This window comes from Pseudaquabacterium terrae, from assembly GCF_013266755.1.
In the GTDB taxonomy this organism is placed as follows: Bacteria; Pseudomonadota; Gammaproteobacteria; order Burkholderiales; family Burkholderiaceae_C; genus Pseudaquabacterium; species Pseudaquabacterium terrae.
On record NZ_JABRWJ010000013.1, the window covers coordinates 22,511 to 35,810 of the forward strand.

14 protein-coding genes are annotated in these 13,300 nt (G+C 68.3%); 7 read left to right on the plus strand and 7 right to left on the minus strand.

What is annotated here, in order from left to right; all coding sequences use genetic code 11:
* Position 1: 1 nt before the first annotated feature.
* Genes HLB44_RS32105 through HLB44_RS32115 form a run of 3 tightly spaced genes read right to left on the minus strand, consistent with a single transcriptional unit; the run spans position 2 to position 2,805 of the window.
* Positions 2-847 (minus strand): ABC transporter ATP-binding protein, encoded by an 846-nt coding sequence (locus HLB44_RS32105; RefSeq protein ID WP_246312593.1) that lies wholly within the window; start codon positions 845-847, stop codon positions 2-4.
* Positions 844-1,914: a branched-chain amino acid ABC transporter permease gene (locus tag HLB44_RS32110; RefSeq protein ID WP_173133282.1), complete on the minus strand. Its 1,071-nt coding sequence runs from the start codon at positions 1,912-1,914 to the stop codon at positions 844-846. The genes HLB44_RS32105 and HLB44_RS32110 overlap by 4 nt, the downstream gene beginning before the upstream one ends.
* Positions 1,915-1,917: 3 nt before the next feature.
* Positions 1,918-2,805, minus strand: coding sequence for a branched-chain amino acid ABC transporter permease (locus HLB44_RS32115; RefSeq protein ID WP_173133285.1), 888 nt, complete (start codon positions 2,803-2,805; stop codon positions 1,918-1,920).
* Between the two features lie 145 nt (positions 2,806-2,950).
* Between HLB44_RS32115 and HLB44_RS32120 the strand changes: the two genes are divergently transcribed.
* The gene (locus HLB44_RS32120; RefSeq protein WP_173133289.1) at positions 2,951-4,579 is read left to right on the plus strand and encodes a 3-(methylthio)propionyl-CoA ligase; all 1,629 of its coding nucleotides are present in this window, start codon (positions 2,951-2,953) and stop codon (positions 4,577-4,579) included.
* Between the two features lie 51 nt (positions 4,580-4,630).
* On the opposite strand, the gene HLB44_RS32125 is transcribed toward HLB44_RS32120, so the two are convergent.
* The gene (locus tag HLB44_RS32125; protein ID WP_173133292.1) at positions 4,631-5,449 is read right to left on the minus strand and encodes an acyl-CoA thioesterase; all 819 of its coding nucleotides are present in this window, start codon (positions 5,447-5,449) and stop codon (positions 4,631-4,633) included.
* A gap of 217 nt (positions 5,450-5,666) precedes the next feature.
* On the opposite strand from HLB44_RS32125, the gene HLB44_RS32130 reads away from it, so the two are divergent.
* From HLB44_RS32130 to HLB44_RS32150, 5 genes are all read left to right on the plus strand, one after another.
* The gene (locus HLB44_RS32130) at positions 5,667-6,848 is read left to right on the plus strand and encodes a thiolase family protein (RefSeq protein ID WP_173133294.1); all 1,182 of its coding nucleotides are present in this window, start codon (positions 5,667-5,669) and stop codon (positions 6,846-6,848) included.
* Positions 6,849-6,915: 67 nt separating this feature from the next.
* Positions 6,916-7,581, plus strand: a complete 666-nt coding sequence (locus tag HLB44_RS32135; protein WP_173133296.1) for a gamma-glutamylcyclotransferase — start codon at positions 6,916-6,918, stop codon at positions 7,579-7,581.
* Positions 7,582-7,694: 113 nt separating this feature from the next.
* Positions 7,695-9,476: an acyl-CoA dehydrogenase C-terminal domain-containing protein gene (locus HLB44_RS32140; RefSeq protein WP_173133298.1), complete on the plus strand. Its 1,782-nt coding sequence runs from the start codon at positions 7,695-7,697 to the stop codon at positions 9,474-9,476.
* Positions 9,473-9,694: a hypothetical protein gene (locus HLB44_RS32145; protein ID WP_173133300.1), complete on the plus strand. Its 222-nt coding sequence runs from the start codon at positions 9,473-9,475 to the stop codon at positions 9,692-9,694. The genes HLB44_RS32140 and HLB44_RS32145 overlap by 4 nt, the downstream gene beginning before the upstream one ends.
* Positions 9,695-9,762: 68 nt before the next feature.
* Positions 9,763-10,329, plus strand: a complete 567-nt coding sequence (locus HLB44_RS32150) for a TetR/AcrR family transcriptional regulator (protein ID WP_173133302.1) — start codon at positions 9,763-9,765, stop codon at positions 10,327-10,329.
* Between the two features lie 90 nt (positions 10,330-10,419).
* Here the strand turns inward: HLB44_RS32150 and HLB44_RS32155 are convergent, their stop codons facing one another.
* From HLB44_RS32155 to HLB44_RS32165, 3 genes are read right to left on the minus strand one after another with little or no spacing between them, the layout of a single operon-like run.
* Positions 10,420-10,809, minus strand: coding sequence for a molybdopterin dinucleotide binding domain-containing protein (locus HLB44_RS32155; protein ID WP_173133304.1), 390 nt, complete (start codon positions 10,807-10,809; stop codon positions 10,420-10,422).
* A gap of 14 nt (positions 10,810-10,823) precedes the next feature.
* A complete protein-coding gene (locus HLB44_RS32160; protein WP_173133306.1) occupies positions 10,824-12,008 on the minus strand; it encodes an acetyl-CoA C-acyltransferase in 1,185 nt (394 codons plus the stop codon).
* Positions 12,005-12,595, minus strand: coding sequence for a 2-hydroxychromene-2-carboxylate isomerase (locus HLB44_RS32165; RefSeq protein ID WP_173133308.1), 591 nt, complete (start codon positions 12,593-12,595; stop codon positions 12,005-12,007). The genes HLB44_RS32160 and HLB44_RS32165 overlap by 4 nt, the downstream gene beginning before the upstream one ends.
* A 104-nt stretch (positions 12,596-12,699) precedes the next feature.
* On the opposite strand from HLB44_RS32165, the gene HLB44_RS32170 reads away from it, so the two are divergent.
* Positions 12,700-13,179, plus strand: a complete 480-nt coding sequence (locus HLB44_RS32170; RefSeq protein WP_173133310.1) for a MarR family winged helix-turn-helix transcriptional regulator — start codon at positions 12,700-12,702, stop codon at positions 13,177-13,179.
* Positions 13,180-13,300: the final 121 nt, after the last annotated feature.

Consider the following 13,300-nt stretch of genomic DNA (forward strand, 5'->3'; position numbering starts at 1 on the left):
CTCAGGTTCCCAGGTAGGCGGTGATGACGCGCGGGTCCGACTGCACCTCGGCCGGCGTGCCGATCGTCAGCACGCGGCCCTGGTCCATCACGATCGCGCGCGTGGCGACCGACGACACCAGCGACATGTCGTGCTCGACCATCACCACGGTGATGCCGAGCTCGGCCCGGATGTCGTCGATCCAGCCGGCGAGCTGGCGGGTCTCCTCGGGGTTGAGGCCCGAGGCCGGCTCGTCGAGCAGCAGCAGGCGCGGTTCGGCGGCGAGCGCGCGGCCGAGCTCGACCACCTTGCGGATGCCATAGGGCAGCTCGCCCACCGGACGATGGCGCAAGGGGGCGAGATCGAGCAGGCGCACGACGTTCTCGACCCGCGCGCGGGTTTGTGCCTCCGCGCGCCGCACGGACGGCAGGTTCAGCATCTGCGCCAGCAGGCTGCCGTGCCCGGCGCGATGGCGGCCGAGCAGCAGGTTCTCGAGCACTGTCGCGCCATCGAACAGCTCGATGTTCTGGAACGTGCGGGCGATGCCGTGCCGCACGACGTCGTGCCGCGCCACGCGCGTGATGTCGCGGCCGTCGAAGTGGATGCTGCCCATCGTCGGGTCGAACACGCGCGTGATCAGGTTCAGCACCGAGGTCTTGCCGGCGCCGTTGGGTCCGATGATGGCGAGGACTTCGCCGGGCTCGATCGTGAAGCTCACGTCGCGCACCGCCTGCACGCCGCCGAACGCGAGGCCGATCGAGCGGACCTCGAAGAATGCGGGGACCGCCGGGGACGCCGCAAGGGACGCTGCCGCGGTGACGGCCCGCGGCGCGATGGCGATGCTGCTCATGGCCAGGCGCGTGCTCATCGATTGCGCTCCGATTGCATGTAGACCTTGTTGCGGTGGCTGGCGGAGGCCGTCACGAGTGGGTACTGCGCGAGCCACTTGCGCAGCCGCATCCAGCGCCCGTTCAGACCCGTCGGCTCGAGCAGGACGAAGAAGGTCAGCACGCCGCCGTAGATGAAGAGCTCGAGTCCGAGCTGCGAACCGAGCCGAGCCGGCAGCATTGGCTTGAGCAGCGAGATGAAGGAGGGCAGCAGCGCGATCAGGATCGCGCCGAGGATCGCGCCGCGGAGGCTGCCCAGCCCGCCAATGAACACCATCAGCACCAGCTGCAGCGACAGCGCCAGGCCGAACGTCTCCGGCGTGATGTATTGCGTGTAGTGCGACAGCAGGGCGCCCGCGATGCCGCAGATGGCCGCCGACAGGCCGAAGGCGAGGATCTTCGCGCGCGCCACGCGGATGCCCAGCGCTTGCGCCGCGGCCTCCGAGTCGCGCAGACCGACGAACGCACGGCCGGTGGCCGAGCGCATCAGGTTCAGCAGCACGAGAAGCACCGCAGTGAGCACGGCCAGGCACAGGAAGTAGAACGGCACGGTGCCGCCGAGGCCGAATCCGAACAGCGTTGGCTCCGGCACCGCCAGGCCGTTGTGCCCGCCGGTGACGCCCTTCCAGCGGCCCAGCGCGTGCTCGGTGATGATGGAGAACGCGAGCGTCACCATCGCCAGGTGCAGACCGGACACGCGTATCGCCGGAACGCCGATGGCCAGCCCGGCCAGCGCCGAGGCGACCGCTGCGCCGGCCAGGGACAGCGGAAGCGGCCATCCTGATGCCAGCAGCAGGGTGTGTACGTAGGCGCCGATGGCTACGAAAGCCGCCTGGCCGAGCGATACCTGCCCGGTGAAACCCGTGAGCGTCATGAGGCCCAGGCTCGCGACGCACATGATGAAGACGAAGCTCAGCTCGCCGACGTAGAAGGCCGGCAACACGAAGGGCAGCGCGGCGAGCACGAGGGCGAGTGCGCCGTAGGCGCCGCGCTGCGCCGGTGTGCGCAGGAGTCGGCGCGCCTGGTCGTAATCCGTTTCGTAGGCCATGGCTCAGACCCTCCGCCCGTGCGCGTCGCCGAAGAGGCCCCGCGGTCGCAGCACGAGGGCGCCGATGAGCACGAGATAGGCCATCACGTCCTTGAATCCGTCGGCAAGGTAGACGCCGGCGAACTGCTCGACCAGGCCGATGACCAGCCCGCCGGCGATCGCGCCCGGGGCGCTGCCGAACCCGCCGAGCACGAGCGCGGCCAGCGCCTTGAGCATGACGGTCCACAGGCTCAGGTCCACCAGCGAAATCGGCGCGAGCAGGAGGCCGCACAGCGCGGCGATGGCGCCGGACAGGGCCCACACCAGGGAGTTCAGGCGTTTCACGCGCACGCCGCACAAGTAGGCGGCGAGCTGGTTCTGCGCGCTCGCGTGAACGGCGATGCCGAGCGCCGTGTGACGCAGGAACACGTACAGCAGCAGCGTCACCGCGAGCGCGGCACCGACGATGACCAGACTGAGGCTGGAAAGCACCACGCCGGCGACCTCCGTCGAGCGGTCGGTCCACGGCGTCGCATAGGTGCGCGATTCGGGGCCGAACGACATGCTCACCGCGCCGCGGATCATGAAGCCGATGCCGATCGTCAGCATGATCCCGGCGAACTGCGGCTGGCCGACGATGCGCCGCATGACCCCGGCCTCGAGTGCCCAGCACAGCACGGCCACGAGGGCCATCACGCAGGGCAGCGCGAGCCAGAACGACATGCCGGCCCGGGTGATCAGCCCCCAGGCGACGAATGCCGAGAGCATGACGACGTCGCCATGAGCGAAGTTCATGACCTCCGTGGCCTTGTAGCCCAGGACCAGTCCGAGGGCGACCAGACCGTAGATCGCACCGCTGGCCATGCCCTGGGCGGCCAGCTGCGCTGCCTGTGTCAGAAGGGGGTCCATCATGAAAAAACGATCGTTAGGTGAACGAGACTTGAATATAGGTCGCCGATGTCGAGGCGATACCCGAGAGTTCCCGTGTTGACAGCGGCCGGAACGTGGATTAGCGTCCGTTCAGCAAACGATCGTTATCTAACCAACGGAGACCCGCATGCTCGGATCGATCCAGAACCACCCGCTCCTGATCTCGTCGCTGATCACCTTTGCAGAGCGCCACCATGGCGACGGCGAGGTTGTCTCGCGCCGGGTGGAGGGCGACATCCATCGCAGCAGCTGGAGCGACGTCGCCCGGCGCTCACGCCAGGTGGCGCGCGCGCTGGATGCGCTGGGGCTGCAGTTCTCCGATCGTGTCGCGACCCTGGCCTGGAACGGCTACCGGCACCTGGAGCTGTACTTCGGCGTCTCGGGGTCGGGGCGGGTGCTGCACACCATCAACCCGAGGCTGCCGGCCGACCAGATCGCCTGGATCGCGAACCACGCGGAAGACCGGGTCCTGTGCTTCGACGTGAGCTTCCTGCCACTGGTCCAGGCCATCCATTCGAAGTGCGAAACGATCCAGCACTACGTCGCGCTGTGCGATGACGCCAACCTCCCCGCCGACAGCGGCCTGCCCAACCTGGTGAGCTACGAGCGCTGGATCGGCCGCGAGCCGACCGACTACGACTGGCCAACATTCGACGAGAACGCAGCGTCGAGCATGTGCTACACGAGCGGCACGACCGGGCACCCGAAGGCCGCCCTCTACAGCCATCGGTCCACGATCCTGCATGCGTATGCCGGTGCCGTGCCCGACGTGCTGGATCTGTCCGCGGCCGACTGCATCCTGCCCGTGGTGCCGATGTTCCATGTCAACGCCTGGGGCATCCCCTACGGCGCCGCGCTGACCGGCTGCAAGCTGGTGCTGCCGGGTCCGGCGATGGACGGCAAGTCCATCCACGCGCTGATCGAGACCGAGCAGGTGACCTGTGCGGCCGGCGTGCCGACGATCTGGCAGATGCTGCTGACCCATGTCGATGCGAACAAGCTGAGCTTCTCGACCCTGCGGCGCACGGTGATCGGCGGCGCGGCATGCCCGCCGGCGATGCTCGAGGCGTTTGCGAGACATCACGTCGAGGTGCGGCACGCCTGGGGCATGACCGAGACCAGCCCGATCGGTACGTTGGGCGCGCTCAAGCGCAAGCACATGGGCCTGCCGCCCGAAGAGCGCGCCGGCGTGCTCCTCAAGCAAGGCCGGGCCGTGTTTGGCGTCGACATGCGCATCGTCAGCACCGACGGCCGTGAGGCGGCCTGGGACGGCAAGACCTTCGGCGACCTGCAGGTTCGCGGCCACTGGGTGATCCAGGACTACTTCAAGCACGAAGGGCGCAGCCCGCTCGACGACGGGTGGTTCCGCACCGGCGACGTGGCGACCATCGACCCCGACGGCTACATGCAGATCACCGACCGCACCAAGGACGTCATCAAGTCCGGCGGCGAGTGGATCAGCTCCATCGGCGTCGAGAACATCGCGATGTCGCATCCGGCGATCCAGATCGCCGCCTGCATCGGCGTGCCCCATCCGAAGTGGGACGAGCGGCCGATCATCGTGGCCGTCAGGCGGCCGGGCATGGATTTGAGCGCGGCCGAGCTGATCGGCTTCTACGAAGGCAAGGTCGCGAAGTGGCAGACCCCCGACGACGCCGTCTTCGTCGACGCCATTCCGCTGGGCCCGACGGGCAAGATGCTCAAGAGCAAGCTGCGCGAGATGCTTCGCGACTATGCGCTGCCGGCGTCAGCGTAGCGGGCCGAGCGACATCCTGATCTGCTCGGCAACGATGCCGAGCATGATTCGCTACTCTCGGTAGTAGACCATCTGGTGCGTGCTCGCCAGCAGCCGCTGCTGGTCGTCCCAGAGTTGCGCGGACTGATCGAAGTAGCCGTCGCGGAAATTCTGCGCGCGGGCGACCCCGAGCAACGGTCGATCGCCCAGTGCGATCAGCATTTGCGCGTCGGCGTGGAAGTAGATCGTCAGCGTGACCGTGCCGATCGGCACCCACAGTCGGCGACGGATGAAGATTCGCGGCATGAAGGTGTCGCACAAAGCCGTCAGCGACGCATAGTCCAGCGGGCGCGGCGGGTCGTCGCGTACCCAGAGGCAACTCGTCGAGCTCGCCGCTTCGCCGCCGTCCCAGTCGCTCGGCATCTCGCCGGCCATCGTGCGCATCTCGTAGCGGCTCACCCAGGGCGGGCGGCCGGCGGAAGTTGCGCGTGCCAGCAGATCGAACGGCACGACCGGGGGCGGCGGCTCGGCCTCGGGCCGCGACCAGGTCGGGCGGCGCTTCGCAAAGACGGCGGTCGCCGTCGCGACCACGTCCCCGGACTGCGTTGCGACGATCGACCAGTGCTGCGTCGAGCGGTTGGTGCGCACGGGGTGGGCTGCGATCTCGTACACCCCGTCGGCGATCGCGCTGGCGAAGTTGATCGTGAATGCGACCGGATCCCCGAGGCGCGCCGGGTGCCGGAGCACGGACTGCATCAACGCCGCCGCGATCACGCCGCCGAAGGGACCGACCATGTTCGCGTACTGCGCGCTGGTGCCCGCGGCGAACCGTCCGTCGCCGAGGTCGTCGAGAGCGATCGCGCGATCGAATGGGTGCTCGGCTTCGGTCATGGGGATGTGTTCGTTAGCTTAACGATCTATCAGTATAGAGCCGCTGACCGGGACGTCACCAGCGAGTGGCCCTCTTGACAGACGTGCAGGTTCTTGATTACTGTTCGTTCACCAAACGGTCGTTGTCCAATATCGGGACTGGCATGCCGCACCTGAAGGGCATCCGTGCCTGGTGACTCTCCCCCCCCACCCCTTTCAAGCCACCGGAGGCCTTGCCATGAGCCAAGACATCGTCATCTGTTCCCCCGTCCGCACCGCCATCGCCAGCTTCGGCGGCTCGCTCAAGGGCACAACCGCCGCGGCGTTGGGCGCGCATGTGATCACGGCCGCCGTGCGCCGCGCCAAGCTCGACCCGGTCCGGGTCGACACCGTCGTGATGGGCAACGTCATTCAGGCCGGCAACGGCATGAACGTCGCTCGGCAGGCCGCGGTCAGCGGCGGCCTGCCGGTCAGCGTGCCGGCGATGACAGTGAACCGCGTCTGCGGCTCGGGCGCGCAGGCGATCGCGACAGCCTACGCCGAGATCGCGGCCGGGCTGGCTCGCGTCGCGATCGCCGGCGGCATGGAGAACATGGACCGGGCGCCCTACCTGCTGCCCGGCATGCGCTTCGGCGCGCGACTGGGTCACGCCGAAGCCATCGATGCGCTGCTGACGGACGGGCTGCACGACGCCTTCTCCGGCAAGCACTCGGGCTGGCACACCGAGGACCTTGTGGCCAAGTTCGATATCAGCCGCGAGGCGCAGGATGCGTTCGCGGCGCAGACGCAGCAGCGGTTTGCGGCGGCGCAGGCGGCGGGGCACTTCCAGGCCGAGATCGAGCCGTTCACGATCAAGACAGCGAAGGGCAGCGTGAGCTTCTCTGCGGACGAGTCGCCGCGCCCTGACACGACCGTGCAGACGCTGGCCCGGCTGAAGCCTGCGTTCCGTCCGGACGGCACGATCACGGCGGGCAACGCGCCCGGCCTCAACGGCGGTGCTGCCGCGATGGTGGTATGCGATGCCGCTGCGGCGCGCGACCTGCAGCTCCAGCCGATGCTTGCGATCCGCGGCGTCGGCGTCGCGGCGGTCGAGCCCGGGTTCTTCGGCCTCGGCCCGTTGCCGGCGATCCGGCAGGCGCTGGAGCGCGCCGGCTGGAAGGTGGGCGACGTCGACCGCTACGAAGTCAACGAGGCGTTCGCGGCGATCGCGATTGCCGTGCGCGACGAGCTGAAGATCGATCCGGCCCGGTTCAATGTCGACGGCGGCGCGATTGCGCACGGGCACCCGATCGGGGCGACCGGCGCCATCCTCGTCACCAAGGTCGCACATGCGCTGCAGCGCACCGGCGAGAAGCGGGCCGTCGTGTCGCTGTGCATCGGCGGCGGCCAGGGCATCGCGCTGTGCCTGGAGCGGGTCTGAAGCCGCCATGAGCCCGCCGGGCCGCCCCAAGGGCGAATACCGGAGGGCACAGCCCGAAGGTACCCCAATGAGCACACTCGTGCTGACCCGGGAGCGGCTGCGCGAGACGCCGCTCGACACGCTTTTCGCCGGCCTGCCCCCGGGCTACCGCATCCGCAGCGAAGCGGAGCTGCGCTCGTCGCTCGAGGGCGTGCTCGAAGCTCACGATCGCGGCACGGATGTCCACGTGTTCGGGTACGGGTCGCTGATGTGGAACCCGGCGTTCGAGTTCAGCGATGCGGCTCGGGCACGGGTGCTCGGCTGGCATCGGCGCTTCTGCCTTCGCCTCGTCATCGCGCGCGGGACACCGTCGGTGCCGGGGGCCATGCTCGCACTCGACCGCGGCGGCTCGTGTGACGGCATGCTGTTCCGCATCCCGGCCGCCAAGGCATTTGCAGAGTTGCAGCTGCTGTGGAAGCGCGAGATGGCGACCGGGGCCTACGAGGCGAGGTGGATGGCCGTGCGGGCAGGCGAGCGACCGGTGCGCGCACTGACCTTCGTTGTCAACCGCGCGCATGAGCGCTACATCGGCGGCCTGCCGATCGAGCAGGTCGCCCACATGATCTGCACGGGCCAAGGCGCGCTCGGAACCAATCGCGCCTATTTCGAGGACATGCTGCGCTCGCTGGCCGCGATGGGTGTGAGAGACGCCGGCATGGAGCGGCTGCGACGCGCCATCCTGGCGCGAAGCTAGACAGCCGCGTCCGCTGTCTGAACCTTCTTCGCATCGCCGACGCGACTCCCGGTTGACACGCCGCATGGGTCGACCTATATTGTCTTTACTAAACGATCGTTAGCGAATAAACCATGAGCCAGTACAAGACCCCGCTGCGCGACTTCCAGTTCGTGCTGCACGAGTTGCTCGAGACCTCCGCAGTGATGCAGTCCTGCGGCCGCGACGAGTTCGACCGCGACACGATCGACCAGGTGCTGTCGGCCGCCGGACAGTTCGGCGAGGAGGTCATCTCGCCGCTGAACGCCCGCGGCGACGAGGAGGGCTGCACGCTGCGCGACGGCGTCGTCACGACGCCGTCGGGCTTCCGCGAGGCGTACCAGCAATACATCGAGAACGGTTGGAGCGCGCTCGGCTGCAGCACCGAGCACGGCGGCTCCGCGTTCCCCACGGTGGTGGAGAACGCGGTCAGCGAGATCTTCGGCGCGGCCAACATGGCATTGACCTCGTACCCCGGCATGTCGAATGCCACCTACGTCAACCTACGCGCCAACGGATCGCCGGAACTCAAGGCCATGTACCTGCCCAAGCTGGCATCCGGGCAATGGGCCGGCACCATGTGCCTGACCGAGCCGCACGCCGGCACGGATCTGGGCCTGCTGCGAACGCGTGCCGAGTGGCAGGCCGACGGCAGCTATCGAATCACCGGCTCGAAGATCTTCATCTCCGGCGGCGAGCACGACCTTACCGAGAACATCGTGCATCTCGTGCTGGCCCGGCTGCCTGATGCGCCGACGGGAGTGAAGGGCATCTCGCTGTTCCTGGTGCCCAAGGAGATCCCGAACGCCGACGGCACCCTCGGCCGGCGCAACGCCGTCGTGTGCGGGTCCATCGAGCACAAGATGGGCATCCACGGCAACTCCACGTGCACGATGAACTTCGATGGGGCGACCGGCTGGCTCGTGGGCGATGCGCACAAGGGCCTGGCCGGCATGTTCGTGCAGATGAACCACCTCCGGCTGGGCGTGGGCATCACCGCCATCGGCGTGATGGAGGCGGCCTGGCAGAAGTCGCTGCGCTACGCCAACGAGCGCGTGCAGGGCCGCGCGCCGGGATCCGGCACGGTGTCGGGGGCGGACCCGATCCTGCTGCACGCCGATGTGCGCCGCATGCTGCTGACGCAGAAGGCGTCCGTCGAAGGCCTGCGGGCGCTGGCGCTGTGGGCCTCCCAGCTGATCGACCTGAGCCACGCGCATCCCGACGCCGAACGGCGCCGCGACGCGGGCGCGCTGCTCGCGCTGCTGACGCCCGTGGTCAAGGCCATGGCCAGCGATACCGCACTCGAGTCGACGCTCACGGCGATGCAGGTGCTCGGCGGGCACGGCTACGTGCGCGACAACGGCGTTGAGCAGCACGTGCGCGACGTGCGCATCGTCGGGCTCTACGAGGGCACGAACGGGGTGCAGGCAATGGACCTGCTCGGCCGCAAGGTACTGGCCGACGGCGGGCTGCGCATGGCCGGCTTCATCGAGCATGTCTCCAGGCAGGCAGAGGCCCAGCGGGACCAGCCGGGCCTGCAGGAGTTCGCCGCACCCGTGGTCGAGCTGGCACAGCGCCTCGCGGCGGTGACATCGGAACTGGTGGAGCTGTCGACGGGCGACGTGCATGCCGCCGGCGCGGCCAGCGTGCCGTACCTGCGGCTGGTGGGTCACCTGGCGCTGTCGCACGTGTGGTTGCGCGCGGTGCAGGTGGCGCTGCCGAAGAGCGGCTCGGGCGACCCCTTCTACGCTTCGAAGGTCGCCACGGCACGCTTCTACTTGCGCCGCATGATGCCGCAGTGCCTGGCGCTGTGCGAGGAGATCCGCGCCGGTGCTGCGCCCGTGATGGACCCGTCGATCCTGTTGAGCACGCCATGATCGCCCATGACTTCGTTGCCCGTCCCGTCGCGCTGTGGGCGCTGCAGTTCCCCTCGCTGCGCGCCGATGCCGGCGCCTACGTCTTCCCCTGCGACGAGCAGGGCAACGTGCCGCTGCACGACCTCGGCCGCCGGGCCCTGCTGGACTACCTCTTCGCGAGGCACATGGTGGGCCGCACGCTCGCTCGGCCGCGCCTGCTCGCCGTTGCGCAACACTGAACGATCGAAAGGGTAACGATCGTTTGTCTATGGCATACTGTGCGCCGTAGACCTCACGAAGGAACCCCATGCGCTACTCGGCCACCCACAAGCAGGAAACGCGCGAGAAGCTCATCAACACGAGCCGCGAGATCGCGAAGAAGGACGGGTTCGGCGGCACCGGCGTGGATGCCTTCATGAAGGCCATCGGCCTGACCGGCGGCGCCTTCTACACGCATTTCGAGTCGAAGGCGGAGCTGTTCGCCGAGTTGGTCGAGCACGAGCTCGAGTTCAGCACCGAGATGCTCGCCGGCGACGAGGACGCGCCGGCGGACCACGTGGCGCGCAAGCTCCGCAGCTACCTGAGCAGCGCGCACGCGCTGCACCCCGAAACCGGCTGCGTGCTGCCGACACTCGGCCCGGAGATCGCGCGCGCGTCACCCGAGGTCAAGGCCCGGGTGGAGAAATCGCTCAAGCGGCTGCGCGACGCATGGTCCGAGCGGCTGGACGATGACGACGCCGGTTGGGCGCTGCTCGCGCAGTGCGTGGGCGCCTTGATCCTGGCGCGTGTGGTCGAGAGCGAGCGCACCCGGCGCGAAATCCTCGGCGCGAGCCGCCGCTTTCTCGAACGGGCAGAGAAGGCGCCGCGGAAGTAGCACGGCGATCAGCGGGGCCAACCCGAACGTGCAGCTGCTCGCGTCTTCCACGCCGAGCTCGTTGCGCCACGAACGCCCGCTCGAACGCTCTCATGGCAGCGTTTCGACGGTGCCCACTGCTGCGCCGGGCGCGGCTGCGGAAAGGCGCACGGGCACGACCTTGTGAAACGGCGTGTCTGCGATCGGGTCGCGGTGCGCTGCGTCCGTGAGCCAGTTCAGCGCGGGTCCGCGAAGCACGCGCCGCCCGTCTCGTCCGGATGCGACTGGCCATAGCCGTGAGGAAGGATGAAGTGGCCGCGGCGCATCGAGGCGTTTGCATGGGCGCGAACGACAAGGCGGCGCGCGCCGGCTCTCGACCACCACGCATCCATGGTCGGCAATGCCGAGGTCCGCCAGGTCCTGCGGGTGGACGTACATGGCGCCGTCGGGGTCGGCGCGCTTGGCGGCCGGGTCACGCAGGATCTGGTTCGCGTTCTGCAACCGCCGTTGTCGACCTAGGCTACTTCGAACAGCCCGGCCGCGCCCATGCCGCCGCCGATGCACATCGTGACGACCACGTAGCGGGCGTTGCGGCGCTTGCCTTCGATCAGCGCGTGGCCCACCAGGCGCGAGCCAGTCATGCCGTAGGGATGGCCGATCGAGATGCCGCCGCCATTGACGTTGAGCTTGGCGGGGTCGATGCCCAGTTGATCTCGGCAATGGACGACCTGGCAGGCGTAGGCCTCGTTGAGCTCCCACAGGCCGATGTCGTCGATCTTCAGCCCGTGCGTCTTCAGCAGCTTGGGGACTGCGAACACCGGGCCGATGCCCATCTCCTCGGGCGGGCAGCCGCTCACGGCGATGCCCCGGTAGATGCCCAGCGGCCTGAGCCCGCGCCGCTCGGCCACCGCACGCTCGACCAGCACGCAGGCGCTGGCGCCGTCCGAGAGCTGGCTCGCGTTGCCCGCCGTGACGACGCCGCCGTCGATGACGGGCTTGAGGCTGGTCAGGCCTTCGATGGTCGTATCCGGGCGGTTGCCTTCGTCGCGCGCGAGCGTGACTTCGCGGTACGAGAGCGCGCCGGTGACCTTGTCCGCTACGGCCATGGTCGCCGTGATCGGCACGATCTCGGCATCGAACAGCTTCCTTTCCTGGGCGCGGGCGGTGCGGCGCTGGGCCTCGAGGGAGTATTCGTCCTGCACCTCTCGTGAGATGCCGTACTTGCGCGAGACGAACTCGGCCGTCTGCAGCATCGGCATGTAGGTGTGTTCGACCCGGGCAACCAGCTTCGGGTCGGCCTGTTCGCTCACCAGTTTGAAGTAGGGGCCCTGCACTGCGGAGATGTTCTCCTGGCCGCCGCCGATGGTGACGTCCATGCCGTCGACGATGATCTGCTTGGCCGCGATGGCCACCGCCATCAGGCCCGAGGCGCACTGGCGGTCGACGGTCTGTCCGGGCACCGACAGCGGCAGTCCGGCGGCAAGGGCGGACAGCCGGCCGATGTTCATGCCCGACGTGCCGCCGGGCATGGAGGTGCCGATGACCACGTCGTCGACTTCCGCGGGCTCGATGCCTGCGCGCGCCACGGCGTGTCCGAGCACATGGCCCATCATCGTGGGCGACTTGATGTTGTTCAGCGAGCCGCGAAAGGCGCGGCCGATGCCCGTGCGGGCGGTGGAGACGATGACGGCTTCTCTCACGCGAGCTTCTCCTTGATCAGGTCGAGACGGTCCTGGCCGAAGAACATCTCGTCGCCGACGAAGGTGGTGGGCGCCCCGAAGACGCCGCGGCGTACCGCTTCTTCCGTGGTGGCGCGCAGAGCCGCCTTCACGTCAGGGGCGTTGACGAGCGCGTCCACCTCGGCCGGCGGAAAACCTGCGTCCGCGAGCACCTGGCTGGTCAACTGCGCGTCGTTGAGGTCCAGCGGCTCGATCCACAACGCCTTGAAGGCGGCCGCGAGGAAGTCCTGCAAGCGCTGGGGCATGCGCAACTGAACACCGGTAGCCACGCGCATGAGGTGCAGCGTGATGATCGGGAAGTACGGATTGATCACGAGTGGCACGCCGTAGCGCTTCGCGTAGCGCAGGTAATCCATGTTCACGTAGCGGCCCTTGGCGGGAACGGTCACCGGCGACGCATTGCCGGTCGCCTGGAACACGCCGCCGAGCAGCATCGGCCGATAGACGAGCGTCGCGCCCGCATCGGCACAGATCTTCGGCAACTGCGTCCAGGCCAGGTACGACGCGGGACTGCCGACGTCGAAGAAGAATTCCACGGTCTTGCTCATAGGGTTGGCCTCCATTAAACGAGCGTTTACCAAACGAAGACTATGCTATGGTGTGGCCGATGTCAACGGGATCGACACCTTGCGACTCGGAAATGCACTGCGCCATGGAAGACACCAGCACACGCTGCCCCTATCGGGAACTTCGGGACCTCACGCGTTCGATCGGCCAGGTCTACGAGTCTTCATTCGCCGAGGCCGGGCTGACCGCGACTCAGCACTCGCTGCTTTCGGAGATCAAGCGGCTGCGGGCGGCGCGCAACGTGGATCTGGCGCGCGCCATCGGCCTGGACCCCTCCACGCTCAGCCGCAATCTCAAGCCGCTGCTGGCGGAGGGCTGGGTGAGGATCGAGGAGGGCGAAGACGCGCGAAGCCATCGCGTGGTCCTGACCGAGAGCGGGATGGAGCGGCATGCTCTAGGCCAGCGCCAATGGAAGATTGCGAAGGCGAAGGTGCTCCAGGTGCTGGGTCTGCATCGTGTAGAGCGGCTCTGCGGCCTGGCCCAGGAGTGCCGTTCCGCGCTTACCCTCTTGTCGCCCCGCGGTGGCCCGCCAGCCGCGCCGAGTAGAGGCCGAAGCGGACCGTGATAGACACTTTTGGTCCGGGCACGAATGTGGTCCGGCCCATTGCCGGGCATGGTGGATCTTTGGCTCAGGCGTTGCTCAGGCGGCGGGCTTGCGTCATTCCGCGCCGGGGGTCAGCGTTCCT

Excerpts from the sequence above, each read along its gene's own strand:
- HLB44_RS32115 (WP_173133285.1), bottom strand. The coding sequence starts at position 2,805 with ATGATGGACCCCCTTCTGACACAGGCAGCGCAGCTGGCCGCCCAGGGC.
- HLB44_RS32110 (WP_173133282.1), bottom strand. The coding sequence starts at position 1,914 with ATGGCCTACGAAACGGATTACGACCAGGCGCGCCGACTCCTGCGCACA.
- HLB44_RS32145 (WP_173133300.1), top strand. The coding sequence starts at position 9,473 with ATGATCGCCCATGACTTCGTTGCCCGTCCCGTCGCGCTGTGGGCGCTG.
- HLB44_RS32105 (WP_246312593.1), bottom strand. The coding sequence starts at position 847 with ATGAGCACGCGCCTGGCCATGAGCAGCATCGCCATCGCGCCGCGGGCC.
- HLB44_RS32140 (WP_173133298.1), top strand. The coding sequence starts at position 7,695 with ATGAGCCAGTACAAGACCCCGCTGCGCGACTTCCAGTTCGTGCTGCAC.
- HLB44_RS32150 (WP_173133302.1), top strand. The coding sequence starts at position 9,763 with ATGCGCTACTCGGCCACCCACAAGCAGGAAACGCGCGAGAAGCTCATC.
- HLB44_RS32135 (WP_173133296.1), top strand. The coding sequence starts at position 6,916 with ATGAGCACACTCGTGCTGACCCGGGAGCGGCTGCGCGAGACGCCGCTC.
- HLB44_RS32165 (WP_173133308.1), bottom strand. The coding sequence starts at position 12,595 with ATGAGCAAGACCGTGGAATTCTTCTTCGACGTCGGCAGTCCCGCGTCG.
- HLB44_RS32170 (WP_173133310.1), top strand. The coding sequence starts at position 12,700 with ATGGAAGACACCAGCACACGCTGCCCCTATCGGGAACTTCGGGACCTC.
- HLB44_RS32130 (WP_173133294.1), top strand. The coding sequence starts at position 5,667 with ATGAGCCAAGACATCGTCATCTGTTCCCCCGTCCGCACCGCCATCGCC.
- HLB44_RS32120 (WP_173133289.1), top strand. The coding sequence starts at position 2,951 with ATGCTCGGATCGATCCAGAACCACCCGCTCCTGATCTCGTCGCTGATC.
- HLB44_RS32125 (WP_173133292.1), bottom strand. The coding sequence starts at position 5,449 with ATGACCGAAGCCGAGCACCCATTCGATCGCGCGATCGCTCTCGACGAC.